Source organism: Synechococcus sp. CC9902 (genome assembly GCF_000012505.1).
Lineage (GTDB): Bacteria > Cyanobacteriota > Cyanobacteriia > PCC-6307 > Cyanobiaceae > Parasynechococcus.
Genome location: NC_007513.1, coordinates 979675 through 1000318 on the forward strand (window position 1 = coordinate 979675; position 20644 = coordinate 1000318).

Here is a 20644-nt window from a genome sequence, read left to right on the forward strand (position 1 = left end):
TTTTATTCGTAGCCATTGATTCATTTGAGCAGCCGAAAAGACTCGCTCTTTTAATTTTATTGTCTCAAGGTAGATAGCATTTGACGATTGGTTAGGTTTCATTATGAATGTAAGGCCATGAATGAGTGCATACATTTACGTTGTGATCTTTAATGAATAGTTCACATAATGATTCCTTGGATTGATTTATGTTCGAAAGTCATGTGTTATGGATTTATCTTAGGTATCATATTCTCCTTAATTGTTGATTATGAAATTGAGTAGCAGTTGAGGCTGTCCTTCACAGACTCGCTTTAGCTCTAGCAACACGACGGCCATCGAGAAAGGCTTCTAGGTCATGTTTCGCATTTCTCCAAGTTTTGAGACGTTCTAACGTTTGCTGTTCCATCCAATTTGCCTCTCCAGCAATCACACGAGCATAAAGTGCCCGCTCTGTTTTTGTTTCGAATCGAATCGTTCCACTGTCAAGTGGCTCATTAATGAAGTAATCCCAGTTCGGTTCAACCATCATGTTGAAAAGCTTCCTTCTCCATTTAACAAACTCTGGTGATTGGAGACTGTTGTATTACAAATGAGTCAGTGTTTTATATTTTACTGCTCAGCAGAAATTATTTTGCTGTACTGAATGCTGTCTAAATTTGAATCATATCTTCCCCATGAAGGAACCTCAAAATTGCTCTATCTGTAGCTACGGATAAGGTTTATCACTTTCGATTGGTGATACTGGTAAATCATCTCGGAGTCGTTGTTGGACTTTAGAATTCTTCTGGTTTTTGCTCCCATTTTTTTAGCCCTGGGCTGGGCTGGGTACAACATTGGCCGAGCCGCTCTAGGCCAAATTCAGCTAGCCATTCGCCAGTACAAGCAAAATACTTCAGACTGAAAAGAATACAATGAATTGGAAAGCATTTCTATTTTCGACTGCATACATTGTCATGTGTGTTGGTGTGTTGATTCTCGCTCGGCATGAATCTACGATTCAACCCGTTGGGCTCCTCATCGTAGCAATGGTCTTTACACCGCTCATCATTTCAATTGTTGGAGGACTTCGTCTAGACTCTTTGCCACTGATCAAGGCAAAAGAATCAAAGCTGGATTAGTGGTCATATTAGTCATTGTTCATTTTTAATCATATTGTCGAGCGTTTCTTCATCGACAAGTCTTGGTCTTAGCATTCGGTTTTTTTCTACAATAAAAAGCTCCTCTAGGTAACTAGAGGAGCTTTTGTCTTGCGAAAGCGCACACTAAATCTTGTATGGATTTTAGCTTACTTTGGCAGTATCCATTGTTTCTAATGCTTGAGATACACTTTTAAAGTTGAATCCCATACTGCGTAGTGCATGCCAAAAATGGCCTTGAAGGAAGAAGAATGCCAGATAGAAATGCGTATTGGCCAACCAGGCTCTTGCGGTGTGTCCATCGTTTAAGACTGCAGAAGTATCACTGAAGTATGGGGAGAATGCGAAATTGAGTTTCAAAGCCTCTCCATAAAACTCAACCGGATAGATCAGAGTGTTCTGTGCACACCAGATACTGGTCACAAATCCCATCAGTGCTATCCCTGCCAGTGAATAAGACAGGATTGCTTCACCGGAATAAATCAAAATCTTTTTGAATGGCCCAAATGGGCTTGAAATAATATGCCAAACCCCACCAATAGTGAGGATGAAAGCCAGAACGGCATGTCCTCCCATCACGTCCTCAAGGCTACTAATCGAGAGAAAATTCGTCTGATAGCCCCAGACCATGCCTAGATCAATGTTGGGCTCAACTTGGCGAACGGCACCGATTGCAGTGTCATAGATGCCATGGTGTTTGGCCCATTCAACAAATGCAATAACACCCAATCCAAGAAAGATCAGATGATGGCCAAGGATAAATGTGAGTTTCTTGGCGTCGTCCCATTCAAAGTGAAAGTTTTGTGCTCGTCCCTCTGCGACGGATAAGTCTTTCGGGGCTCTGAGCGTATGCCAAATACCTGCTGCTCCCAACACCGCGGAAGAGACCAAATGAAAGGCTGCAATTGCAATGTATGGCTCTGTATTGGCAATTGTTGCACTCGCGTCGAGGCCTAATCCTAAAGACGCCATATGAGGTAAAAGGATTAATCCTTGGTCTCCCATAGGCAATGCACTGTTGTAACGAGCCAACTCAAAGAGAGTGAATGCACCGGCCCAAAACATGATGAGGCCAGCATGGGCGGCATGCGCCGCAATAAACGAGCCAGATCGTTTGGCTACTCCTGAATTTCCTGCCCACCAGTCATAGCTGACTGATGAATTCCCATAGGATTGCATGTAAACAAACCATTGTGCTTCCACAGAGTACGAATTAGTAACCATTTAATTGACGGCTGTTTACACTACTTTTCCTCCCTGAATCATTGGTTCAGCATTTTTCGACAATTGATACATGTCGTGGCATCGAGTTTCACATTGGTTTTTTATCCTTTCTTTCGCTCTTTATCTGTAGGTGCTTTTTGGTACGTCTTGATATATCTATTCTTACAATTAACTTTGTTTTTTTATGCTGGTGAAGTCTTAGTTGTTTTCTTCATTGTTCCGTCCTTGCAGCTTGTTCGAGGTATTTCCTTGTTCCATTCACCACCAATCTCTTTTATGCTTCATGGTTTGCTGCTGGTATTCCTTTTATGCACTCATTTCGAGGTAGGTTGATTTTTAATTAACTATTAAATCCCGTCTCCCATTCCTTGAACAAAGCCCGTGCTTCTTTGGTCTTTGAGATGGAGGATAGGTGAGCAATTCGACAGCGCCACCATACTCCGTAGTTATCATATGCAAATTCTAAAAATGTAGGTTCATTCCATTTCTCGGGAAACGACTGCATGATTTTTAGTTTTTTCATTTCTACATTAGTTATCCATCTGCTCTTCGTTGCTGGCATTTGGTACTATTTATTTGCCATATATCACTATCTTGGTATCCAAATAACTCTTTTGCTTGTGATTTAATATTTTGCGTGATGTTTCTGGTTGCATCGCTTTCTTGCGACAATGATTCTTGTCGAGTTGTCAATGTCTTTATAATCTGGATTTCTATTGTTTCGGAGTTCTGCCCAAAACTGTGTGAAAAAGGCTCAAGCTTGAGTGGCTTCATTGCGGCTGAGGTTATTAATTGTTTTAGTCGTCAACAGTGATGTACCTCTTATTTCATGATCCTTAATGAGTCGATCAAATTGTCTGTTCAATCTTTGATACCCCCAGTTTAATCTCCGTTAAGAATGCCTTTCTGCGTCGCGGGCTTCCCTTGAGTTGCTGGCCCACTTTTTGGCGTTTTTTGGTCGTGATTTCTGCTTTAACCCGCTTGGCTGAGTAGAACGGAAAGAGGGCGGCAACTTTTGTTCGACTATTCCGCAATGAATGGCCTGATTGTTCGGGGGAACGCTGATAATTTGCCACCGCTCGTTTGTATTTGTGGCGGTTCGGCAACCGGTAAGACTCATTTTGCGAATGGTCTGGTGCGTCATCTTGAATCTCTTGGGCTTACGGCCCTTCCCTTGCACTGCGACAACTACTACCGAAGTCGGTACAAGCCTGATCCGATCGCTGGGTTTGACACCATCAATGCGATTGATACAGAGGCTCTTCTGGCCGATCTTCAAGCGGCAAGGAAGCGAACGCTCACCCGCTTACGTCGTTACGACATGGCCTCGCGCGTGGTCGATTACAAGCCCATTGATGAAAGTTTCCTCTCCGCTGGTTATGACCTGATTGTTGTGGAGGGTGCCTACGGACCTCAAGCCATCCTTCCTCGAATTTTGATCGATGTAGTGGTGTATCTCGAAACACCACTTTGGCGTCGTATTTGGCGACGACTTCGCCGTGATGTTCGTGAGCGTGGGCGTTCTCCGATCTCTGTGCTCCACCAAACGTTTTGGCAAATGCTTCCTGGGGAACGCCGCTTCATCGTTCCACTACGACAGCAGGCCCATGTTGTGGTGCGTGATCCTGTTAAAGGTTGCCGTGCGGTTTTGGCGCGGATCACCGGTCACGGCTAACAACGAGTCAGGTGGTTTTGATTATGGCCTCGTACACGATCAGCATCGAAGGTGGTAGTAGCTTCGATTGCGAAGACGACGTCTACATTCTCGATGCCGCTGATGCGGCGGGTGTCGACTTGCCATCCTCCTGTCGAGCCGGTGCCTGTTCAACGTGCGCTGGAAAAATTCTCACCGGGTCTGTCGACCAATCCGATCAAAGTTTTTTGGATGACGATCAGATGGGTCAGGGCTATGCCCTGTTGTGCGTGAGTTATCCAACGGCAAATTGCACCATTCAGTCGGATAGCCAAAACGACTTCAACTAATCACGCTTTCTGCGTGATTACTGCTTTTCGTCGCTTGGGGAAGAGTTCTTTGCAGAGAGGGCAAATCGTTCCATTACATCCCCGTGCTGAGCAGTACTCCCTGCCGTAAAAAATGATTTGCAGGTGAAGTCGATTCCAGTGGCTTTTGGGAAAGAGTCGTTTGAGGTCTTGTTCTGTGGTGGAAACGGACGAACCATTGCTCAACCCCCAGCGTTGGGCAAGGCGGTGGATGTGAGTATCGACGGGAAAGGCAGGGACACCAAAGGCCTGGGACATCACAACGCTCGCCGTTTTGTGCCCCACTCCTGGGAGTGCTTCGAGGGCCCTGAAGCTGTTGGGAACAGCCCCGTCATGCTCACTGATTAACAGTTCAGAGAGCCGGCGAACGTGTTTGGCCTTCGTTTTTGCCAAACCGAGTTGACGGATGAAGCTCAAAATTTCTGTTTCATCGAGAGCTGCCATCGCCTGTGGCGTTGGCCCTGCAGCAAAGAGTGCTGGTGTGACTTCATTCACCTTTTTGTCTGTGCACTGAGCACTCAGGAGAACTGCGATCAGAAGGGTGAACGGATCGGAGTGGTCTAGGGGGATGGGTGTTTCGGGGTAGTGCTGATTAAGTCGCTCCAAAACAAGCTGAGCCCGCTCTGCTTTGCGCAAGACAGTCCTGCATCACAAATGGCAACTTAGGCAGCCTGTGGCGTGGTGTGTTGGCACGATATCAACACAATATAGTATTAATTTTGAAACAATATTGTGTTTGCATGTGTTCGCTCCTGGTTGCGATGCCTCCGTTGCAGCCATGTGGCAGACATAGTGGGTCGTATGGCGATTCGTCTGATCTCAAGGGCTGCAGCTGTTGTGCTGGGTGTGGGTGTCATCGTTGCGGGTTGTGCTGATCGTTCCCGTGTATCTCGGGAAGATTCACGGCCACGGGTTCTCACCACATTCACCGTGCTCGCTGATTTGGCGCGCAATGTGGCTGGCGATCGCCTTCAGGTGCATTCGATTGTTAAGGAGGGAGCGGAAATTCATGGATATCAGCCCACGCCCAGTGATATCGAGCGGTCTGTTGGTGCAGATCTTTTAGTTGAGAATGGGTTGGGCCTCGAACTTTGGGCACGTCGTTTTACGGCTGCAGCAGGAGACATCCCCACCGTCACCTTGTCGGAAGGGATGGAGCCTCTTCTGATCCGCGAAGACGCTTATGCCGGAAAGCCCAACCCCCATGCCTGGATGTCGCCGAAGCGGGCTATGGACTATGTCGATCGTCTTCGGGAGGCCTTCACCAATTTGGACCCGGATGGTGCGGAGGACTACGCCAATAACGCTGACGCCTACAACAAAAAACTTCAAGCCTTAGATGGTGAATTGCGTGAAGTTCTTGCCACCATCCCACCACAACATCGAGTGTTGGTGAGCTGTGAAGGTGCTTTCACTTATCTCGCGACGGATTACGGACTCGAGGAAGCATTCCTATGGCCTGTTAATGCCGAAAGTGAGATCACTCCGAAACGAATGGCTCGATTGATCAATACCGTGCGTGAGCGTGCAGTCCCTGCGGTGTTCTGCGAAAGCACCGTTAGTGATAAGGCTCAACGAGAAGTCGCGGCCGCAGCTAATTCTCGGTTTGGGGGGACGTTTTTTGTGGATTCACTTTCGAAGCCTGATGGCCCGGCGCCCACCCTCTTGGAATTGCAGCGTCACAATGTGAAACTGATCCTTGATGGTTTAACAGACAGGGGGGAAGACGGTTGATGCGCATCGACGCCGATCAACTCTGTGTTGACTACAACGGCACGGTGGCGCTGTATGACGCCAGTCTCCATTTGCCCGCTGGTTGTATATGTGGTCTTGTCGGGATGAATGGGGCTGGTAAGTCCACCTTGTTTAAGGCCCTAACAGGCTTCGTCCGACCTTCTCGGGGCTTGATTCGCATCAATGGCCGCAGTGTCAAAGAAGCCCAGCGTGAGCAAGCCGTTGCCTACGTCCCACAGAGCGAGGGAATCGATTGTCAGTTTCCTGTCTCGGTTTGGGATGTGGTGATGATGGGTCGCTATGGCGCGATGAATTTCCTCAGGATTCCACGTGGGTCCGATCGTGTAGCCGTTCGACATGCCCTGGAACGAGTTGAGTTGTTGGAACTGCGCAACCGACCGATCGGCACCCTTTCCGGTGGTCAACGCAAGCGTGCATTTTTGGCTCGTGCCATTGCGCAGAGAGCAGATGTTCTTTTGTTGGATGAGCCTTTTAATGGAGTAGATGTAAGAACTGAGAAATTAATGGCCCAGTTATTTATTCAGTTTCGTGAAGAAGGTCGTACGATTTTGATTTCCACCCACGACCTCAGTCATGTGCGTGATTTCTGTGATTCAGTTGTCTTGATTAATAAAACTGTTCTTGCCTATGGTGAAACGTCTGAAGTCTTTACTCCTGAGAATCTTGCTATGACCTTCGGAGGATTTCCTCCCAATTTGTTAACGGGTCATAGTTCTCCGGGTGATTCTGTCGAACCCTTGAATTAACCGTCAAGCCGATCATTTCCTTGTTGATTCATATTCGTTAATCAAAGATTCTGTTCGGACTTGCTTTGGGAAGCGATGCTCAATCACCATTCATCAAGTGGTTGAGCGATTGTTGTAGGTCAGCCATGAATTGTTGTACGGCTTGGCGACGGTTGTGGCGATAGGACGGCAACCGCGGCAGGACTGCCATGGGTTCCCCCAAGCTCAATTCCACCCGTTGAGGCCCTAAGGACGGAGCGCTCTTCCATGGGCGATCCTCAATCCAACCAATCGTTTCTTCCACCAACAGAAGCATTTCTGCTAATCGGTCGAAATTAGCTTCATCGCTAATGGATTGGCCGGTCACGCAAATGAAGTGCTCCACCAGCCGCATGCGACTGAGTTGGAGGTCTGCTTCTCTGGCCTCCCAGTCGGCAATGCTGCGTTCAAGGGGGGGCAGTTGCTCAAGACCCTCGCGATAGATCCGATCCCAAGCCGCCTGTTCGATGCGTCGACAGCGCTCCTGCAACGTGCCCGCAGCTTTTAAACCGAAATGGGATTCGGCTTTGGATAATCCATGCAAGCGGTAGCTCGTGATGCGATTGACCAATGGCTGGTCTGGTTCATGCTGCAGCCGCTCCAAGTGTTCAAGGGTGTTGATCAGGGCGTCACCGATCCGCAGAAATCGCTGACGATGCACTTGGTGGGGGTCATCCCATGCCTCATTCAGTGGTTCTCCCTGAACCCCAAGATGGCGTTCAAGAGCCTGAAGACGAGCATCAAGAGCGGACCAGTTCTGCTGCCTCCAGCTGTAGATCAGGCTGACGGGGAGCACCTGAAGGTTGTGGGTCTGCCCACTTTTTTCGAGATCCTCGGCCGCCCAAAAGGCCAGTTGTGCAACCCCCGGTTCTAGGGGGGCCATTTCACTCGAGAGATTGTTGGTGGCGCCTTCAGGGGCAATCACGAGGGGGTAGCGACCCTGGGCTAGGACCTGACGCGCTTCGGCCAGAGCGGGACGGTCGAGTCGTCCTCTGTGAATGGCAATCCCGCCACAACGTTGCAGGAGCCAGCCAATCAAGGGTCCTGCCCAAATTGGAATCCCACGGTCGTACAAAAAACGAAGTTCCACAGGGCGAGCCAGTGGACTGTTGCGTTGGCGAGCTGTGTTGGCTGCCCGGTTCCAAAAAAGATCAGCCAGCACGAGTGGATCCCGAGTGCTGGGATGCCGAAAGGCGATCAAGAGGGTGGTTTCACCGGCTTGGTGCGCTTGAAATGCTTTGGCTAAGCCTTCGGCTGCATTCCCATTGCGGACCTCTAACCCTTGGACGCGAAAGACCAGAGGTAAAAGTCGACGGACAAGGCTCTGGACCGGACGACTGGACCGGGTGGGCAATCGTCTTAAGGCAGGACGAGCGAATTGGGTTGAGACGCGGGGCATCGTGCCTGCGGGTGACACGCCCATACTGATTCCATGAACCTTCTCTTGGAACCCCTGAGTCACGCCTTCATGGTGCGTGCACTGTTGGTGAGTGCTCTGGTTGGTGGGGTTTGTGGGTTGCTGTCCTGCTACATGACGCTCAAAGGCTGGGCGCTGATGGGCGACGCGGTATCCCATGCGGTGTTACCCGGTGTTGTGGTGGCCTATGCCCTTGGTCTGCCGTTTTCGCTTGGAGCGTTTGTGTTTGGGGTGGGTTCAGTCGCTGCCATTGGCTTTGTGAAGCAGAAGTCGCGCGTGAAGGAAGACACCGTGATCGGTTTGGTCTTCACCGGTTTTTTTGCCCTCGGTTTGGTGTTGGTGTCGAAAACGCGGAGCAATATTGATCTCACGCACATCCTGTTTGGAAATGTGCTCGGTATTAATGCGGCCGACATCATTCAAACCTTGCTGATTTCGCTCTTGGTTTTGGTGACGTTGTTGGTGTTTCGTCGGGATTTGATGCTGTTCTGCTTTGACCCCACCCATGCACGCTCGATTGGCATCAATACAGGGGTTTTGCATTACATGCTGCTCGGACTGTTGTCCCTCGCGGCTGTTGCAGGATTGCAAACCGTTGGAATCATTCTTGTGGTGGCCATGTTGGTCACTCCTGGTGCCACGGCTTACCTCTTGACCGATCGCTTTGATCGGATGACGTTGCTAGCAGTCACTAGCAGTGTCTTGTCGAGCTTGTTGGGGGTTTTCGTGAGCTATTGGACCGACAGCTCAACGGCTGGATGCATCGTGTTGGTGCAAACCGCCCAATTCCTCTTTGCTTTCTTGTTTGCTCCCCGGCATGGAGTGTTGCGGCGTTATGCAGTGATGCCGTCCCTCAGTGGTGACACCAACGATGAAGAGCGGCTTCGCTGATCCCTTAATCAGTGGAATCCATCTGGTGTGGGGACAAAGACATGCTGACGTTGGGGCTAAGCCATCTCCTCATCTGTTTCATCGTCGTCGTACACATCGTTAAACCTGGCTACGCCTGCTTCTCGGAAGAGAAATTCCTTGGCGTGACGGAGACGTTTCGACCCCTCATCGGCCCAGGCTTCGCGATAGTCGCTGTCATGGTCCATCCGATGTGCTTCCTTGTATGGATACATCCATCAAATAATGACCGCTGACAAGGAGCTGCTGAAGGAAGTGGCGTTGGAGCTTTGGAACACCACGAAGAAACTCCGTCCCGGGTTACCAAAAGCCCCTAGAGCTCAGCTCGTTCTAAAGGCCCTTTTGACCCTCGGAGATATCAGCGACCAGCTACAGGCCGCCATGATTCTTGGGGTGATCGAAGCTCAGGAGCCTGATGATGAGCCGATTGAAACGAAGGAGAGCGAAGAGACCGTCGAAGACAAGACCGCTGAGCTTGAAGAATCACGCTCAACTCCGCGTGTCGTTCGGAAGCGTTCAGGCGCCAGCTAGCCAGTTCAGGCGGCTGCTGTGCCTCGATTACGTCCCAGAGGTTCAATCCAATCGCTCAAAACGTGTTGATGGTGCGTCTGAGCGTTTGCTGTGTCGGAGTTGGCGATTCGGCAGCCCAAATTCACCTCTCCGTCGTCCATCAGACGACCAAGACGGATGGCAGCGGCTTCTTCAGCGCGGCTGAATAAATCTTGATGGGATGCAAGCCAACCCACTTCAGCCTCTGTGATCACACCGGTCGTTAAGGATTCGAGAACAACTTCTCCGACGGTCATGGGATGGATGTAACGAATTTGTTACATCCTGGCGCGTGGCTCAGGCCGCCGTGGAAACGCTCCCGAAAAAGGCTTGATTAAGCCGGCAAAACCTGTCGAAATCCATCGGCTTCCAGCACGGTTAATGGCGTGTCGTACAGAGCGCTCAGTTTCCTGGCTGTGAGCATTGCAGCGGGCGTTCCGTCTCCAACAATGCGACCTTTTTGAAGGAAGAGAACTCGCTGCATCTCCGGAATAATCGTGTCGATTCTGTGCGTGACTTGCATCAGGGTGGTGCCACGACGGCAGAGATCGCTCAGGGTATGCATCAGTTGGTGGCATCCCTTCAAATCCAATGCCCGGCTCGGTTCGTCCAGAACAAGAACGTCGGGTTCATGCACCAAGGCTCTCGCCATGAGCAGCCGACGCCGTTGGCCATCTGAAAGTTGGCCATAGGGCTGATCAGAAATCGCCTGAAGATCGAGCTGTTGCAGCACCTGTTCTGCTCGGATGCGTTGAATTGAAGTTGGATTTTGGTCGTGTCCTAAGCGTGTCGACCCAAAAAATCCAGCAAGAACAAGATCTAAGGCGGAGATCGATCCTGGGATGCGTTCCTCCATCGGAGTACTGACGACTCCAAGGCGTTGTCGCAATTGCCAAAGATTCACCGTCGAACGTCCGAACAGGTGCAGGTAGGCCTGGTCTTGAACAATTGGATGGAGCGAACGATCAATCAGTTTCACCAAACAACTCTTTCCGGCACCATTCGGGCCCAAAACAGTGGTCGACTCACCTAGCCGCAAGTCAAGGTTGATGTCGTGGAGCACAGGTGCTCCACCGAGCCAAGCTTCTCCATGACGGATCTCGAGCCAGGTGTTGGAGCCCAAATCAATCAATCAGCAAACGTTGAATCACTTGGTCGAGCCCCGGTGCAATGGGTCGGACTTCGCTGCGTCGATCACTCCAGACGCTTCCTTGACGAAGCTCCTGCTTGGACGTGAGCTTGAGGTCTTGTCCCTCTAGCAGCGTTAACTGTTCCACGGGCACGCTCAGCTCACCACGAAACACGTGGGCTATCCGAGGTCCATTTTGACTTGTGAACCAGTGCTCCAGGGGGAAGGCTGGTTTCCAATTGATTTCTTCGAGCAATTCACGATGCACGGCTTCAGAAGGCGTTTCATCAGCATCAAGATGGCCTCCAAACAGTCCCCAATGGCCTGGATAGAGAATCGATTCCAGGTCATCTCTGAGTTGTAGGAGCAATGCTCCGTTTCGTTCGAGAACGGCCAAAGCGACCTCGCGTTTCATTCGCTTCCTATCGAACGTTGGTTCCAAAGAGCTAAACCACCACCACGACCGCGAGCAATCAACAAACCCTGGCTTGGATCGAGATGAATCAGGGCAAAAAAGGGCTGGCGTTGCAACGACGGTGTGTCGATCGCTTTGCTGAACCAGACCTTTTTACCAATTTTTAGCTGGACGCGATTAAAGCTGAAAAACAGCAGTGGGCGATTTCCCTTGAGCTGAGCTGAGCCCTGAAAACTGAGCTGCAATCCGGAAACTTGAACTCGGTTCTCGATTTGAATGTGTTCGGGTTCAGGAGAGTCGTTTTCAGACGAGACAGTCAGAATTAAACACGCATTTAAGGCCCGAAGACAAACGTCCGTTCCCGGTGTTGAGGGGTCGCCCGAACGATTCCAGGTGGTTTGCAGGTGCCAGCATCCATTGAGATGATCTGCTTGGATACCACTGCCCTGGCGTCGAGCCTCGCGCTCGAGATTCAACAGTGAAGTTCTGTCGGGACTCGGTGCTGTTGTGATCATTGTGCGAAGCAATGCAGCCATCTTTCCGGAACGAAACCATGCAACCGGAACGCAGCCGAAAAGATGTATTGACTGGCTTCATCCTGAGAGGTTTCAGGATTGGAGCCAGCACGATTGCCATCCTCGAACTCTTGCGCAGTGATTGGACGAGTGCTGGCCTAGCCAGTTTGGCTTGGTTGATTTTTGTACAAGTTGAGAAGCGGCGAAACGCCCTCAAACCTCCGTCCTAAGAATCGAATCAATGCAATTGGGGTGAGCCCGAATGTAGGCATTGAATTCCATAGCCAACATGCGTGCTTCGAAAGCGTCGCTGGCATAGAAGCAAGATTCAAGTTTTTCGCCGTCTGATGTTTTATGCCGAACGGTGTAGGGGTTGCGGCCCTGATTCGAATTGGCCATGAAAGATGCCCCGTATGACTTCACCGTGGCATTTGGTGTGTACTTGGCGCCATAGCCATTGATTCATGTTTGCGTTTCAACGTTTCATGAAGTTATGGAACATGCCGATCAATGAGCAAAAAAATGATGGCTCAAGCGTTGAATGCAGGTTTTACTGGCGAACTAAAAAATCCACAATCAGATCACCATCGTCATTACGTGTGATGCGGAAATCAAACTCTTCCACCTTGCCTGTCCAAATTCCTTCGTCTGGATCGGCTTGATCACCTTTGATGGACTGAACGATGTGGCCGTAAAGCTCTTGAAAGACGTGAGCTGCCACCTTGGCTGCCATAACCTCATCCATGTCGTCTAACTCATGGGCAGCAACGCTGCAGCCCTCAAGCATTTCTGAATCGAGGACATTTCCCTTGCCGATATCTTCAACGAGGAAGAGCAGATCTGAATGGTCCATAAGCGGTTTAATCCTCAATTGAGTGTGTCAACACAAATCCCTGTTGTCAGCATCGCTGCATCTCAGAAAAAGAAAAAATCTAGATTTCGCTTGGTACACGTCGGCAGGATAAAATTGTCGGGAATACAAACGCGAGCGATCGGGCGAAGAAGCCAGTACTGAAAATGTGTTGATAGCTATTGTTTCAATAAAGAAGATATGAAAATCCATGAGCAGCAATTGCCGAGCCCATTAAGAACGGTTTGTCCCAGCTGAGGGGATGTTGGTCTTGCCCGATGTTGTTTGATGTATATGCGATGGTCCTTTTACCAGTTGAAAGTGATAAATATTTTTGTATGAATCAATAAATTGATAAATTTTTAATGTATTCGAAGTGTGTGGCAAATAATCGATCAATAAAGTCGTAGGGTTGTCTCATTTGAAATGGGTTATGCCGCATCCAACGGCTTCGATTATTGCCCAAGCCTCAACTGAGCAGTTAAAGGAATATTTGCTTGGCTTTACGGAAGAGGCTGCCATTCTGGCGGTCCGAGAATTGGTGAACCGTGGCGAACCCGCTGATCAAATCATTCAGGAGCTTGAGCATCAGCTTCAACCGAGCCTTGATAATGGAATGCCGATGCGTTCATGCCAGGCTTTGATCGCTGCACTGAAGTCTGAGTTCATTAAATAAGAGCTTTATACATTGTTGGTTCAACCATTGAACTTTATGCCTGTCTGGTTTTGAGCTATTTGTTGTGTTCTCGCCAGATCAGACTAGGCTAAAAGACCCGAAATTGAATGATGAATCCAGCTTCTATTCGACGATTTATATTGACTTTAATGACCGGTTACCTAGCTATATTTGGCGTAAGGCAGCTCCCTTATGAATTTGATAACGAATGGTTTGTTCTTATTCCAGTGCTTCTCGTCGTCTATGTTCTAACAACTTGGATTGATGGTCAGATATTTGGTGATAATGAAACTCAACTTTCGATACCTAAGAAGAAAAATCTAAGTCAAAATAAATCCGAAAAGAAAGGTTTTGGGGATGCTTAGTGATGTTTCTAGTTGATGTTCTAGACCCTTTTAAGACTGTCCAGAATGGTTCTTGATCTCTGTATATGGATTGCGAACTGGTTTCCAGTTTCCTTTGTAGTGCGGGTATAAAAAAGTCCAGTCTTCATCAACACGAATCCCATGTGCTTTGAGTAGGCGTTTAGATGAATCCGATGTGGTGAAACCAATAGCAAATTTTTTCCTCTTCCCACAGGTATGAGCGATTGCATCAAGAACTTCTGTTCGTCCTTTTTTATCTTCAAGAACAGCCCGCTTCCACTGCCCATAAGCTTTATCACCGTGGCTAGTAATGATGGCTTCACGAATTTGTTTGGGCCCAGTTTTGTAAAAGTCACCAACTAAAACCGAAAGACCCCATCGGGGATAGGTTTCTTCAATCCCTTCATTGTCTTCTAGCTCAAGGGACCCACACCAGAATCCGCTCATCCAACATAGTTGGGCACCATTTTTATATTTCTGTGCAAATAATCCCTTACCAGGTCTTCGAAGCAATAATTCAAGTTTAGCCGGAGCACGAACAACTTCAGTGCTCTTTTCGAGGAAACTATCGCGAGTACTTCCCTCTCTACCTTTCTCCTCTAAATGAGTTTTTAATTCTTCGATGGTTGGTTCGTGGAAGTGAGGTGGTTTATTAAAGTTTTGTTTGGTTAGCTTCCAGGATGTACCGTCTCCTCGTGTTGGCTCGTCAATGAAATTGGCCATGGGCGAGTCAACTCCTCTGTTTCTGGTTCCTGTGTAGGAACATCGTACAAGGTTATTCATTACTAGTCTGCTTGAAGTGGTATCAATATGCGTTATGTTCTAGTCGTGTATTTCAAGAGTTGACTGTCTGAAAATATTGGTTGGTTGGCTCTATTTTGGTTCTGTTGGGAAGAGTTTCCAATCACCTGTTGGAATATTTGGGGTTTGTTTCATGTTTTTTGGTTCTTTAAACAGTACGCGCCATTCAGGTACCCGACAAGGCACAAAGTCCGGGCTTTCAATTCGTATTCCACCAAGAACCGATGGGGCCCCGTAAAAGCCAGCTTTCCAGGAGCCGTCTTGTTTCAACGGATCGCCTTTGAACCAAACCCAACAGCGTTCATTCGCGCAGGTTGTGGATTTTGGCGCAGCCATCTTGAAAATTCGTTATTTCGTAGTTGTACTTGCCTACTTTACCAATAGCCCCCATCTGGGGAGTAGAGATCATAGATTCTAAATTTTGAGGCCTCCTATTTCTATGGAGGATGTCGTGAGAATACGATTTCTTGAGAGAAAAAAGATCAGATCATGTGGTTACTTTTCCACCCATTGAATTGGATATTGAGTCAGCTTATTGATTTCAAGGGTGGTCTTGTCTGATGGGTTGAATTGTGTTCGATGGCCAATGGTAAATTCCTTGAACATTTTTTTAGCAGTCTTTTCCCATAATTTTAAGAGCATCGGAGGTTCTAATTCTAATAAGATATTATCGACCGATTGAGTGATTGCAATATCCCATACGGTTCGTATTTAGTGAGAGATATCTACTCCTCGTCTGCATGTCCTTGGTTGTTGGCCTCTGCTGAGGTTTCAAAGCACGCCGTTTCCACTGTCGGAGGTTTTGCTTGAGAGGGCAATGCGCCTTAACACCGATGGCAAAGGAGCCGTACTGGGCAAAAGTATGGGCATCGAAATCGGAGGAGCCCATGACGGCCGAAACTCCACCTGAGCAAGCACTAGAAGCACGCTGACTTTTCTGGCCCCTGCTCCAACTTTCAACCCATCCGTGAACCGTTCGTCTGGCGCGACAAAGCAGAGCGTCAACCCAGTCGAGTTTCCTCCGCATCGTTGAGGTGCCCTTGAAGGAAACGAGGTTTCACACCTGGTAGCAATGGCCCCAGGGTTTGCCACCAAGCCAGTCGCTTCGCTCTTCTACTTTTATGTGTTGACCAACGACCTGATCTCTGCTTTTTGGAAGAGGAAGCAGTGGTGTCGGAAGCGAGGAATACGAGAAATCCCCCCATCTCTGTCGTCGGTGGGCTGATTTCTCAGCCAAGCTGTTGTACAGGTGAACGATGAACAAACGAGCGAGATAGGCCGTCTCTTCCATCCGGGAGGGGCGGCCTCCCCTTTGTTCAAGCTTCATCGTTATTCCAAGTCTTCTTTGAAAGCGTTACCCGTTCAACGATGATCAAAAAAAAAGCCCCGTCGGGGCTTTTGATCTGAATCAGTTGATGTAAGAAATACCGCTCTGAACGATATTCGTTTGTTCAAACTGACGCGTTGGCGCTTGATGGGCGGTGGTGTTAACACCGCGATAAGCGGTTTGGCGTAAATGTGCCATTTGAGCCTCATTGAGGCGATGCTTGCGCTTTTGAATGCGCTGAGCAAGGGCGAGAGGTGACATACATGTCTCCACAGCGACCAGGACCCCGTTGCGTGACCTGGCTCTAACTGCAACCGACGGCTGTCGGTTCAACGTGAGTCAATCATACAGAATTTAAATCCCAGATGGTTGCCAACGTTTTGGCGATTTGAAACCGACTTGTCCATCAATGTCGTCTTTGCTTGGTCAAAGTCAATTGAGTGCTGTGAGCTACAGAGTCCAGTCTGGAAGACGGATTTCGGGTCTTTTTACTAAGGCGAAAATTGTTCCAGCGTTGCCACGACAGATCCGTAAAGCATCATCCAGAACGGTGATATCAAGCCAAGCTGGGAAACTTTGCTCGATGGAGCGCAACAGCTGAAGTTTGCGTCCTGCAATGGTTGGTCCAGCCCAACCACCGCGTTTGAAGCTCACATTCACCCGTTGTTGACTAATAACGCTGATGTTTGCATCAACCTGGATGCCTGCAAGCTGTCCAAATGGACCACCCAATTGAAGAATGTTGCGTCCACGGCCTTGGTTGGGGTCGAGGATTTGTAGGTTGAGAAGCCCTGGTGATTGTTTCAACCATGGTTGACTCGAGCTACTCCATCGCAGCTCCCATGTTCCGGTCAACTCATTGAGTTGATTGGAGAGGTCGGCAGGATGTTCCGTTTCAAGTTGCTGGACAAGCTCGAAAATCTTCTCTGAACTTGGGTGGTCTCGCAGCAAATCGATCAAGCTGCTTCGTGTCTGTGTCAGCGTCTCTCAACCAGTCAGGTCTCTCATGTTGGCGTGTCGATCAATCGTTCTGTGTTGCTTGAGTGGGCTTGTCGCTCTGATCTCCTGCCCTGTTCGTGCCAACTGGCAGCCCGAGCCTGAACCCCTCGTGTGGAGCCGGTTGCGTAAGACGCATCTCCCTGGTGAGGGTTGGACGTTTGTCGATGCCATGTCGAGTCCAAAGCTGCAGGCGGCCGAATACTTGCGGTCACCGCGTGCCGCAATCACCGATTCGAGTGGCGTCGTTGTTGATATTGAAGCTGGTCTGTTGCTCCGACGTTCAGATCAGTCGGAGTGGACAGCCAAGGTGATTCCGATGCGAGTTGTCTGTGATGCAGGGCGGATGGATCGCCTGGATTCGAGCGGGAAATGGAGTGCATATCCCAGTCGACCGGATACGCCCGTTAAGGTCGCCTGGATGTGCTCGCTCCCATGACCCGTCAAGCCTTCAAGTATGAGACGCCAGAACGGTTCGGCGAATCCTTAACCACAGCTCGTCCGTGGAATCGTTCAGCCCTTGCCGAGGTTGAGCTTCTCAATGGGCGGGCGGCAATGCTGGGTTTCATGGCTGCAATTCTTGTTGAACGAGTAACGGGATATGGAATTGTTGGACAGCTCACTGGAGTTGTCCGCTGGTACCTCGACCTCGGTTGATCGATGACAGTTGTTCGGGTACTTGAAGAGTCTCAGCGGTTCAAACTTGATCGCAGTGATGATGCTCTTTTTTATAATGAACCGCGTTTTGTTCATCATTTAGACGCCCCTTTTAGAGAGCGTCTAACAACTCTTTATCGGCAGAAGCTCCCTCCCTGTGCCGTGGTTCTCGACCTGATGAGCAGTTGGGTCAGCCACCTTCCGGATGATGTGATCTATGACGAAGTCATTGGACATGGATTAAACGAAGAGGAGCTCAACGCCAACCCACGGCTCGATAGGAATTGGGTTCAAAACTTAAATAGAGATCAAATTCTACCGTTAGTAGATTCAAGTATTGATGCAACATTAATGGTGGCTGGATGGCAATATTTACAGCAGCCTGAGGCCATTGCTGCCGAGCTTCTGCGGATCACGCGGCCAATGGGTCAGGTGATTGTCGCTTTCTCCAACCGGATGTTTTTCACTAAGGCACCTCAAGTTTGGACTGATGGTGACAACGGTGACCATCTCACTTATGTGTCTTCTGTGTTGAAGGCCCAAGGTTGGATGAATCCTGAAATTATTGCTGAAGACACCCGATCGGATGGAGTGATGGGGCTGTTTGGTGGCAAAGGTGATCCATTTTTCGCGGTTATTGCAACGAAATCCAGGTAGTCGGCTTTTTGACCCCTCTGATGGGTTTTTTAGGCTGTGCATGCCAATGATTCGCTGGCATTGAGTTGTCGAGATATCATCAATCATTAATAATATGATTACCACTTCCAGAACTTTGTTGTCTTCCAAAAAGTCAAAAATCAAATCTAAATCTCAACCCAAAGATTTGAATCCCACTTCTCAATACTCCTCGCTAAGGCTCCAAATCGATCGAAACACATCCGAGAAGATTGCTGCTTTGCGCTATGACGCGCAACAACGTGGAGAAGATAATTTCAGTCTTTCTGCTGTTGTTGAAGATGCAATTGAAATGTATTGTGAATGTATTTTCGAGGGGCGAGAGATTCCAACTCCAGTTCAGTATTCAAATTTTCTAAAATCGATTTAATTATCTTGAAAGGGGGCTAATTGTACTGTGGGAATTACGATTCACCTTCTCCTAACTCGAGATTGAATTCGTCAGTCAATCTGTTGGAATCCATCGTATCTGTTGGTTGAAATCCTGGTGCATTATCGTCGGACTTTGGTTCGTATGTGGCGCACGCTCCAAGTCCTAGACAGAGAATAACTACGATGAGTAAAGATAATTTTGACCATTGGATTGATGTTTGAGAAGATTCCTGCGATCGTGGCTTACTCATGTTGGTGTATATCACTAGAACATTGAGCCTACCGATCTGCTGGCTGAGTGCTCAAAATTTGGCTGATTGCCATGGGATCTAGTGCTAGTTAGGATTAAACAATGAATTATGAAATCTATTCAGCGGCTCTTCGTATTCTGGAACTAGTGAATAGCGATTCACAGCTGTGCTCACAAGCTACAGAGTATGGTGACTGGTATGGCAATCTTTTAGAGCATGTCTGTGATTTTGAAGCCGAGAATCTTGAGATGTGCTTGCTTTTAAGAAATCTGCGCAAGCAGATGTCTGATCGCTCTTAGTTGATGTGTGCAATTCACGTTGGCTGATAGGTGTGGTGTGGCTTTGAGACGATGGTTCGAAAGATTCGAATTTAATTCTTGAATGGATTTTGCGTTTTTAAAACCCATGCGATAAAAGCCCAGGTCATGATCAGAAATAACTCCATCTTTCTCTTCTAATCAATCGAACGACTTGTCTGAATAGCACTTGGTGTACGGAGAACCGCATTCTCATCGCTCGTTGGGTGCCCATGCTTATCGTCTTCGGGCGGGTTCCACGGCGAATCACCAAGTGCTGATTGGCTTCAAGCTCATTAGAGTTTTGGTTATTGATCGATGTCAGGGATGATCGAAACCATCGACAACGTCTTAAATCAGCTTGTTTTATCAGGTGGAGTCAAAATTGACTGGATCGAAGGTGAAGATCGCAAATGCCCCAATGGAAGCTGGTGGGTTGACGATCCCGTAGACCATCAGTTGTTTGACGATCAGCTGCAGCCAACAGCCATGATTCAAATGCAACACCTTGCCATGGTGGTCGAACTCAGCGAGACATCAGATGCCCACCTCCATCTGTTGTTTGATCCCGAAACGCGGCGCATTGAAGCTGCTGAAGTGTCAGACCCGTCAACTGGCGGCACGTTGCTCACCCTCCTATTTTGGCCAGGCCTTGCATCGGCTCGAAAATTAGCCATTGCCACCATGACCCACTGGTTAGAAGCCATTGACGATGGTTGGCTCGACTCCCCGAGCGCGCTTGACAAACCCCATTAGCGATTCATGGTTTTGCTAGCTGACGAAGAGTGGGGCTTCGTTTCATTGAACCGCGGAAGACGAGATTACATTCTTTATCATTTCACCCTTTTTTGAGCTCACGGAACCTCTTATCCGTTAGCGATCATGAATCAATGAAGGATGAAATCAAACTCAGCATCGCTTTTTTGGCCCTGAACGCAGGGGTCATCGCTTTAGTCGTTTCGGGGTACGTCAAAGGTGGAATGAACTTTGGCTCTGTCATCGACTTTATTCTTCGCTGATTTTTTGTATTTAAATCAATTCTGGATGCTTTGGATCTCCCTTGAATGGACCATTGACCCAGCTTGTAATCCATCCGCCGTAAAATTCTCCTGGCTGGGGAACAACCTTTTCTCCCTCTAAATAACATCCGTCGACACATCTTGGGTAGACGCTAATCCAGTCTCTTAAGGATGAATATTTATTAGACGGTTTGGCGTAACTCCAGCCAGCTTTTTGTCGAATGCTCTCTCCATTGGATCTTGTCAGATCCCAGTATGTCGCAAGCCCTTTCCACTCACAAAATGATGGTCGCCCTGAGGTCTGATGCAAAGTGCCTTTCGTGAATGCTGAAGGTTTGATATAGATGCTTGGCGGATGATAAGTCTCACAAACTCTGATATATTCACAATCTCTAGCGATGATTTCGTCTTGAATATAAATCTCTAATGCACCTGAGATGAGTTCAATTCTTGGTGGCCTTGGATACTCAGCAACGTACTCGTTCATGATGCTAGTGATCTCGTTGTTGAAAATCAATTTTAGGCCTTTTAGGATAGGTGGTTTCTTTCGCTCTTGTTTTCCG

General features: G+C 48.5%; 34 protein-coding genes. 16 read left to right on the forward strand and 18 right to left on the reverse strand.

Going from position 1 to position 20644, the window contains the following annotated elements; all coding sequences use genetic code 11:
- Positions 1-280 precede the first annotated feature (280 nt).
- Positions 281-511, reverse strand: a complete 231-nt coding sequence (locus SYNCC9902_RS05050; protein ID WP_041424950.1) for a hypothetical protein — start codon at positions 509-511, stop codon at positions 281-283.
- A 237-nt stretch (positions 512-748) separates the two neighbouring features.
- Between SYNCC9902_RS05050 and SYNCC9902_RS12035 the strand changes: the two genes are divergently transcribed.
- Positions 749-883, forward strand: coding sequence for a photosystem II protein Y (locus SYNCC9902_RS12035; protein ID WP_071818430.1), 135 nt, complete (start codon positions 749-751; stop codon positions 881-883).
- Between the two features lie 379 nt (positions 884-1262).
- Here the strand turns inward: SYNCC9902_RS12035 and SYNCC9902_RS05055 are convergent, their stop codons facing one another.
- Complete coding sequence (locus tag SYNCC9902_RS05055; protein ID WP_041425368.1) at positions 1263-2297, reverse strand: chlorophyll a/b binding light-harvesting protein; 1035 nt, start codon at positions 2295-2297, stop codon at positions 1263-1265.
- A gap of 579 nt (positions 2298-2876) precedes the next feature.
- The gene (locus SYNCC9902_RS12445; RefSeq protein ID WP_011359803.1) at positions 2877-3116 is read right to left on the reverse strand and encodes a hypothetical protein; all 240 of its coding nucleotides are present in this window, start codon (positions 3114-3116) and stop codon (positions 2877-2879) included.
- A gap of 259 nt (positions 3117-3375) precedes the next feature.
- Here SYNCC9902_RS12445 and SYNCC9902_RS05060 point away from each other — a divergent pair, with 259 nt between their 5' ends.
- On the forward strand, positions 3376-4017 hold the full coding sequence (locus tag SYNCC9902_RS05060; protein WP_071818405.1) for a uridine kinase family protein: 642 nt from the start codon (positions 3376-3378) through the stop codon (positions 4015-4017).
- A 23-nt stretch (positions 4018-4040) separates the two neighbouring features.
- The gene (locus SYNCC9902_RS05065) at positions 4041-4325 is read left to right on the forward strand and encodes a 2Fe-2S iron-sulfur cluster-binding protein (protein WP_011359805.1); all 285 of its coding nucleotides are present in this window, start codon (positions 4041-4043) and stop codon (positions 4323-4325) included.
- Here SYNCC9902_RS05065 and nth read toward each other — a convergent pair whose 3' ends face one another.
- Positions 4326-4979, reverse strand: coding sequence for an endonuclease III (gene nth / locus SYNCC9902_RS05070; RefSeq protein ID WP_011359806.1), 654 nt, complete (start codon positions 4977-4979; stop codon positions 4326-4328).
- A 165-nt stretch (positions 4980-5144) separates the two neighbouring features.
- Between nth and SYNCC9902_RS05075 the strand changes: the two genes are divergently transcribed.
- Together SYNCC9902_RS05075 and SYNCC9902_RS05080 are read left to right on the forward strand one after the other, a co-directional pair.
- Positions 5145-6077, forward strand: coding sequence for a metal ABC transporter substrate-binding protein (locus SYNCC9902_RS05075; RefSeq protein WP_011359807.1), 933 nt, complete (start codon positions 5145-5147; stop codon positions 6075-6077).
- Entirely contained in the window at positions 6077-6844 is a 768-nt protein-coding gene (locus tag SYNCC9902_RS05080; RefSeq protein ID WP_011359808.1) for a metal ABC transporter ATP-binding protein, read from the forward strand. The genes SYNCC9902_RS05075 and SYNCC9902_RS05080 overlap by 1 nt, the downstream gene beginning before the upstream one ends.
- A gap of 79 nt (positions 6845-6923) precedes the next feature.
- Here SYNCC9902_RS05080 and SYNCC9902_RS05085 read toward each other — a convergent pair whose 3' ends face one another.
- The gene (locus tag SYNCC9902_RS05085) at positions 6924-8261 is read right to left on the reverse strand and encodes a lysophospholipid acyltransferase family protein (RefSeq protein ID WP_011359809.1); all 1338 of its coding nucleotides are present in this window, start codon (positions 8259-8261) and stop codon (positions 6924-6926) included.
- A 33-nt stretch (positions 8262-8294) separates the two neighbouring features.
- Between SYNCC9902_RS05085 and SYNCC9902_RS05090 the strand changes: the two genes are divergently transcribed.
- Complete coding sequence (locus tag SYNCC9902_RS05090) at positions 8295-9170, forward strand: metal ABC transporter permease (protein ID WP_011359810.1); 876 nt, start codon at positions 8295-8297, stop codon at positions 9168-9170.
- Positions 9171-9226: 56 nt separating this feature from the next.
- Here the strand turns inward: SYNCC9902_RS05090 and SYNCC9902_RS12450 are convergent, their stop codons facing one another.
- Positions 9227-9403 (reverse strand): hypothetical protein, encoded by a 177-nt coding sequence (locus SYNCC9902_RS12450; protein ID WP_156771075.1) that lies wholly within the window; start codon positions 9401-9403, stop codon positions 9227-9229.
- 10 nt (positions 9404-9413) lie between these two features.
- Between SYNCC9902_RS12450 and SYNCC9902_RS05095 the strand changes: the two genes are divergently transcribed.
- A complete protein-coding gene (locus SYNCC9902_RS05095; RefSeq protein WP_011359811.1) occupies positions 9414-9719 on the forward strand; it encodes a TIGR03894 family protein in 306 nt (101 codons plus the stop codon).
- A 5-nt stretch (positions 9720-9724) separates the two neighbouring features.
- Here SYNCC9902_RS05095 and SYNCC9902_RS05100 read toward each other — a convergent pair whose 3' ends face one another.
- From SYNCC9902_RS05100 to SYNCC9902_RS05115, 4 genes are all read right to left on the reverse strand, one after another.
- Positions 9725-9994 carry a hypothetical protein gene (locus tag SYNCC9902_RS05100; protein WP_011359812.1) on the reverse strand — a complete coding sequence of 90 codons (270 nt, stop codon included), beginning with the start codon at positions 9992-9994 and terminating at the stop codon, positions 9725-9727.
- Positions 9995-10071: 77 nt separating this feature from the next.
- Positions 10072-10869, reverse strand: a complete 798-nt coding sequence (locus SYNCC9902_RS05105) for an ABC transporter ATP-binding protein (protein WP_011359813.1) — start codon at positions 10867-10869, stop codon at positions 10072-10074.
- Positions 10862-11281 carry an NUDIX hydrolase gene (locus tag SYNCC9902_RS05110; RefSeq protein WP_011359814.1) on the reverse strand — a complete coding sequence of 140 codons (420 nt, stop codon included), beginning with the start codon at positions 11279-11281 and terminating at the stop codon, positions 10862-10864. The genes SYNCC9902_RS05105 and SYNCC9902_RS05110 overlap by 8 nt, the downstream gene beginning before the upstream one ends.
- Positions 11278-11817 (reverse strand): hypothetical protein, encoded by a 540-nt coding sequence (locus SYNCC9902_RS05115; RefSeq protein ID WP_011359815.1) that lies wholly within the window; start codon positions 11815-11817, stop codon positions 11278-11280. Before SYNCC9902_RS05115 ends, SYNCC9902_RS05110 begins: the two co-directional genes overlap by 4 nt.
- A 17-nt stretch (positions 11818-11834) precedes the next feature.
- On the opposite strand from SYNCC9902_RS05115, the gene SYNCC9902_RS05120 reads away from it, so the two are divergent.
- Positions 11835-12026, forward strand: a complete 192-nt coding sequence (locus SYNCC9902_RS05120; RefSeq protein ID WP_041424952.1) for a hypothetical protein — start codon at positions 11835-11837, stop codon at positions 12024-12026.
- Here SYNCC9902_RS05120 and SYNCC9902_RS12885 read toward each other — a convergent pair.
- Together SYNCC9902_RS12885 and SYNCC9902_RS05130 are read right to left on the reverse strand one after the other, a co-directional pair.
- Positions 12010-12195 (reverse strand): hypothetical protein, encoded by a 186-nt coding sequence (locus SYNCC9902_RS12885; protein WP_011359817.1) that lies wholly within the window; start codon positions 12193-12195, stop codon positions 12010-12012. The two genes, SYNCC9902_RS05120 and SYNCC9902_RS12885, sit on opposite strands and share 17 nt — an antisense overlap.
- 151 nt (positions 12196-12346) lie before the next feature.
- Complete coding sequence (locus tag SYNCC9902_RS05130; RefSeq protein WP_011359818.1) at positions 12347-12649, reverse strand: hypothetical protein; 303 nt, start codon at positions 12647-12649, stop codon at positions 12347-12349.
- A 430-nt stretch (positions 12650-13079) separates the two neighbouring features.
- Here SYNCC9902_RS05130 and SYNCC9902_RS05135 point away from each other — a divergent pair, with 430 nt between their 5' ends.
- Both SYNCC9902_RS05135 and SYNCC9902_RS05140 read left to right on the forward strand, forming a co-directional pair.
- Positions 13080-13322, forward strand: coding sequence for a hypothetical protein (locus SYNCC9902_RS05135; protein ID WP_011359819.1), 243 nt, complete (start codon positions 13080-13082; stop codon positions 13320-13322).
- Between the two features lie 149 nt (positions 13323-13471).
- The gene (locus SYNCC9902_RS05140; protein WP_232179276.1) at positions 13472-13687 is read left to right on the forward strand and encodes a hypothetical protein; all 216 of its coding nucleotides are present in this window, start codon (positions 13472-13474) and stop codon (positions 13685-13687) included.
- Positions 13688-13717: 30 nt separating this feature from the next.
- Here SYNCC9902_RS05140 and SYNCC9902_RS12040 read toward each other — a convergent pair whose 3' ends face one another.
- The 5 genes from SYNCC9902_RS12040 to SYNCC9902_RS05170 all read right to left on the reverse strand — a co-directional run bounded on the left by SYNCC9902_RS12040 (position 13718) and on the right by SYNCC9902_RS05170 (position 16775).
- Positions 13718-14410 (reverse strand): hypothetical protein, encoded by a 693-nt coding sequence (locus tag SYNCC9902_RS12040; RefSeq protein ID WP_156771076.1) that lies wholly within the window; start codon positions 14408-14410, stop codon positions 13718-13720.
- An 849-nt stretch (positions 14411-15259) separates the two neighbouring features.
- Complete coding sequence (locus SYNCC9902_RS12455) at positions 15260-15493, reverse strand: hypothetical protein (protein WP_041424958.1); 234 nt, start codon at positions 15491-15493, stop codon at positions 15260-15262.
- Between the two features lie 52 nt (positions 15494-15545).
- A complete protein-coding gene (locus SYNCC9902_RS05160; RefSeq protein ID WP_156771077.1) occupies positions 15546-15779 on the reverse strand; it encodes a hypothetical protein in 234 nt (77 codons plus the stop codon).
- A 117-nt stretch (positions 15780-15896) separates the two neighbouring features.
- Positions 15897-16076: a hypothetical protein gene (locus SYNCC9902_RS05165; protein WP_156771078.1), complete on the reverse strand. Its 180-nt coding sequence runs from the start codon at positions 16074-16076 to the stop codon at positions 15897-15899.
- Positions 16077-16265: 189 nt separating this feature from the next.
- Positions 16266-16775: a PAP/fibrillin family protein gene (locus SYNCC9902_RS05170; protein WP_011359825.1), complete on the reverse strand. Its 510-nt coding sequence runs from the start codon at positions 16773-16775 to the stop codon at positions 16266-16268.
- Positions 16776-16854: 79 nt separating this feature from the next.
- On the opposite strand from SYNCC9902_RS05170, the gene SYNCC9902_RS05175 reads away from it, so the two are divergent.
- From SYNCC9902_RS05175 to SYNCC9902_RS12945, 6 genes are all read left to right on the forward strand, one after another.
- Positions 16855-17250 carry a hypothetical protein gene (locus SYNCC9902_RS05175; protein WP_232179277.1) on the forward strand — a complete coding sequence of 132 codons (396 nt, stop codon included), beginning with the start codon at positions 16855-16857 and terminating at the stop codon, positions 17248-17250.
- Entirely contained in the window at positions 17247-17468 is a 222-nt protein-coding gene (locus SYNCC9902_RS05180; RefSeq protein WP_041424962.1) for a chlorophyll a/b-binding protein, read from the forward strand. Before SYNCC9902_RS05175 ends, SYNCC9902_RS05180 begins: the two co-directional genes overlap by 4 nt.
- Positions 17469-17471: 3 nt before the next feature.
- The gene (locus SYNCC9902_RS05185; protein ID WP_011359828.1) at positions 17472-18125 is read left to right on the forward strand and encodes a methyltransferase domain-containing protein; all 654 of its coding nucleotides are present in this window, start codon (positions 17472-17474) and stop codon (positions 18123-18125) included.
- 94 nt (positions 18126-18219) lie between these two features.
- On the forward strand, positions 18220-18513 hold the full coding sequence (locus tag SYNCC9902_RS12460) for a hypothetical protein (RefSeq protein WP_011359829.1): 294 nt from the start codon (positions 18220-18222) through the stop codon (positions 18511-18513).
- Positions 18514-19389: 876 nt separating this feature from the next.
- Positions 19390-19818 carry a hypothetical protein gene (locus tag SYNCC9902_RS05190; RefSeq protein WP_156771169.1) on the forward strand — a complete coding sequence of 143 codons (429 nt, stop codon included), beginning with the start codon at positions 19390-19392 and terminating at the stop codon, positions 19816-19818.
- 134 nt (positions 19819-19952) lie between these two features.
- Positions 19953-20081, forward strand: a complete 129-nt coding sequence (locus tag SYNCC9902_RS12945; RefSeq protein ID WP_255346185.1) for a hypothetical protein — start codon at positions 19953-19955, stop codon at positions 20079-20081.
- 10 nt (positions 20082-20091) lie between these two features.
- On the opposite strand, the gene SYNCC9902_RS12045 is transcribed toward SYNCC9902_RS12945, so the two are convergent.
- Positions 20092-20568, reverse strand: coding sequence for a DUF427 domain-containing protein (locus SYNCC9902_RS12045; RefSeq protein ID WP_011359831.1), 477 nt, complete (start codon positions 20566-20568; stop codon positions 20092-20094).
- Positions 20569-20644: the final 76 nt, after the last annotated feature.

What these genes read in the sequence shown, in the direction of transcription:
- SYNCC9902_RS05050 (WP_041424950.1), bottom strand. Translation starts at nt 511, where the DNA reads ATGATGGTTGAACCGAACTGGGATTACTTCATTAATGAGCCACTTGAC.
- SYNCC9902_RS05055 (WP_041425368.1), bottom strand. Translation starts at nt 2,297, where the DNA reads ATGCAATCCTATGGGAATTCATCAGTCAGCTATGACTGGTGGGCAGGA.
- SYNCC9902_RS12445 (WP_011359803.1), bottom strand. Translation starts at nt 3,116, where the DNA reads ATGAAGCCACTCAAGCTTGAGCCTTTTTCACACAGTTTTGGGCAGAAC.
- SYNCC9902_RS05060 (WP_071818405.1), top strand. Translation starts at nt 3,376, where the DNA reads ATGAATGGCCTGATTGTTCGGGGGAACGCTGATAATTTGCCACCGCTC.
- SYNCC9902_RS05065 (WP_011359805.1), top strand. Translation starts at nt 4,041, where the DNA reads ATGGCCTCGTACACGATCAGCATCGAAGGTGGTAGTAGCTTCGATTGC.
- SYNCC9902_RS05075 (WP_011359807.1), top strand. Translation starts at nt 5,145, where the DNA reads ATGGCGATTCGTCTGATCTCAAGGGCTGCAGCTGTTGTGCTGGGTGTG.
- SYNCC9902_RS05080 (WP_011359808.1), top strand. Translation starts at nt 6,077, where the DNA reads ATGCGCATCGACGCCGATCAACTCTGTGTTGACTACAACGGCACGGTG.
- SYNCC9902_RS05085 (WP_011359809.1), bottom strand. Translation starts at nt 8,261, where the DNA reads ATGCCCCGCGTCTCAACCCAATTCGCTCGTCCTGCCTTAAGACGATTG.
- SYNCC9902_RS05090 (WP_011359810.1), top strand. Translation starts at nt 8,295, where the DNA reads ATGAACCTTCTCTTGGAACCCCTGAGTCACGCCTTCATGGTGCGTGCA.
- SYNCC9902_RS12450 (WP_156771075.1), bottom strand. Translation starts at nt 9,403, where the DNA reads ATGTATCCATACAAGGAAGCACATCGGATGGACCATGACAGCGACTAT.
- SYNCC9902_RS05095 (WP_011359811.1), top strand. Translation starts at nt 9,414, where the DNA reads ATGACCGCTGACAAGGAGCTGCTGAAGGAAGTGGCGTTGGAGCTTTGG.
- SYNCC9902_RS05100 (WP_011359812.1), bottom strand. Translation starts at nt 9,994, where the DNA reads ATGACCGTCGGAGAAGTTGTTCTCGAATCCTTAACGACCGGTGTGATC.
- SYNCC9902_RS05110 (WP_011359814.1), bottom strand. Translation starts at nt 11,281, where the DNA reads ATGAAACGCGAGGTCGCTTTGGCCGTTCTCGAACGAAACGGAGCATTG.
- SYNCC9902_RS05115 (WP_011359815.1), bottom strand. Translation starts at nt 11,817, where the DNA reads ATGGCTGCATTGCTTCGCACAATGATCACAACAGCACCGAGTCCCGAC.
- SYNCC9902_RS05120 (WP_041424952.1), top strand. Translation starts at nt 11,835, where the DNA reads ATGCAACCGGAACGCAGCCGAAAAGATGTATTGACTGGCTTCATCCTG.
- SYNCC9902_RS12885 (WP_011359817.1), bottom strand. Translation starts at nt 12,195, where the DNA reads ATGGCCAATTCGAATCAGGGCCGCAACCCCTACACCGTTCGGCATAAA.
- SYNCC9902_RS05130 (WP_011359818.1), bottom strand. Translation starts at nt 12,649, where the DNA reads ATGGACCATTCAGATCTGCTCTTCCTCGTTGAAGATATCGGCAAGGGA.
- SYNCC9902_RS05135 (WP_011359819.1), top strand. Translation starts at nt 13,080, where the DNA reads ATGCCGCATCCAACGGCTTCGATTATTGCCCAAGCCTCAACTGAGCAG.
- SYNCC9902_RS05140 (WP_232179276.1), top strand. Translation starts at nt 13,472, where the DNA reads ATGACCGGTTACCTAGCTATATTTGGCGTAAGGCAGCTCCCTTATGAA.
- SYNCC9902_RS12040 (WP_156771076.1), bottom strand. Translation starts at nt 14,410, where the DNA reads ATGGCCAATTTCATTGACGAGCCAACACGAGGAGACGGTACATCCTGG.
- SYNCC9902_RS05160 (WP_156771077.1), bottom strand. Translation starts at nt 15,779, where the DNA reads ATGGAAGAGACGGCCTATCTCGCTCGTTTGTTCATCGTTCACCTGTAC.
- SYNCC9902_RS05165 (WP_156771078.1), bottom strand. Translation starts at nt 16,076, where the DNA reads ATGTCACCTCTCGCCCTTGCTCAGCGCATTCAAAAGCGCAAGCATCGC.
- SYNCC9902_RS05180 (WP_041424962.1), top strand. Translation starts at nt 17,247, where the DNA reads ATGACCCGTCAAGCCTTCAAGTATGAGACGCCAGAACGGTTCGGCGAA.
- SYNCC9902_RS05185 (WP_011359828.1), top strand. Translation starts at nt 17,472, where the DNA reads ATGACAGTTGTTCGGGTACTTGAAGAGTCTCAGCGGTTCAAACTTGAT.
- SYNCC9902_RS12460 (WP_011359829.1), top strand. Translation starts at nt 18,220, where the DNA reads ATGATTACCACTTCCAGAACTTTGTTGTCTTCCAAAAAGTCAAAAATC.
- SYNCC9902_RS05190 (WP_156771169.1), top strand. Translation starts at nt 19,390, where the DNA reads ATGATCGAAACCATCGACAACGTCTTAAATCAGCTTGTTTTATCAGGT.
- SYNCC9902_RS12945 (WP_255346185.1), top strand. Translation starts at nt 19,953, where the DNA reads ATGAAGGATGAAATCAAACTCAGCATCGCTTTTTTGGCCCTGAACGCA.
- SYNCC9902_RS12045 (WP_011359831.1), bottom strand. Translation starts at nt 20,568, where the DNA reads ATGAACGAGTACGTTGCTGAGTATCCAAGGCCACCAAGAATTGAACTC.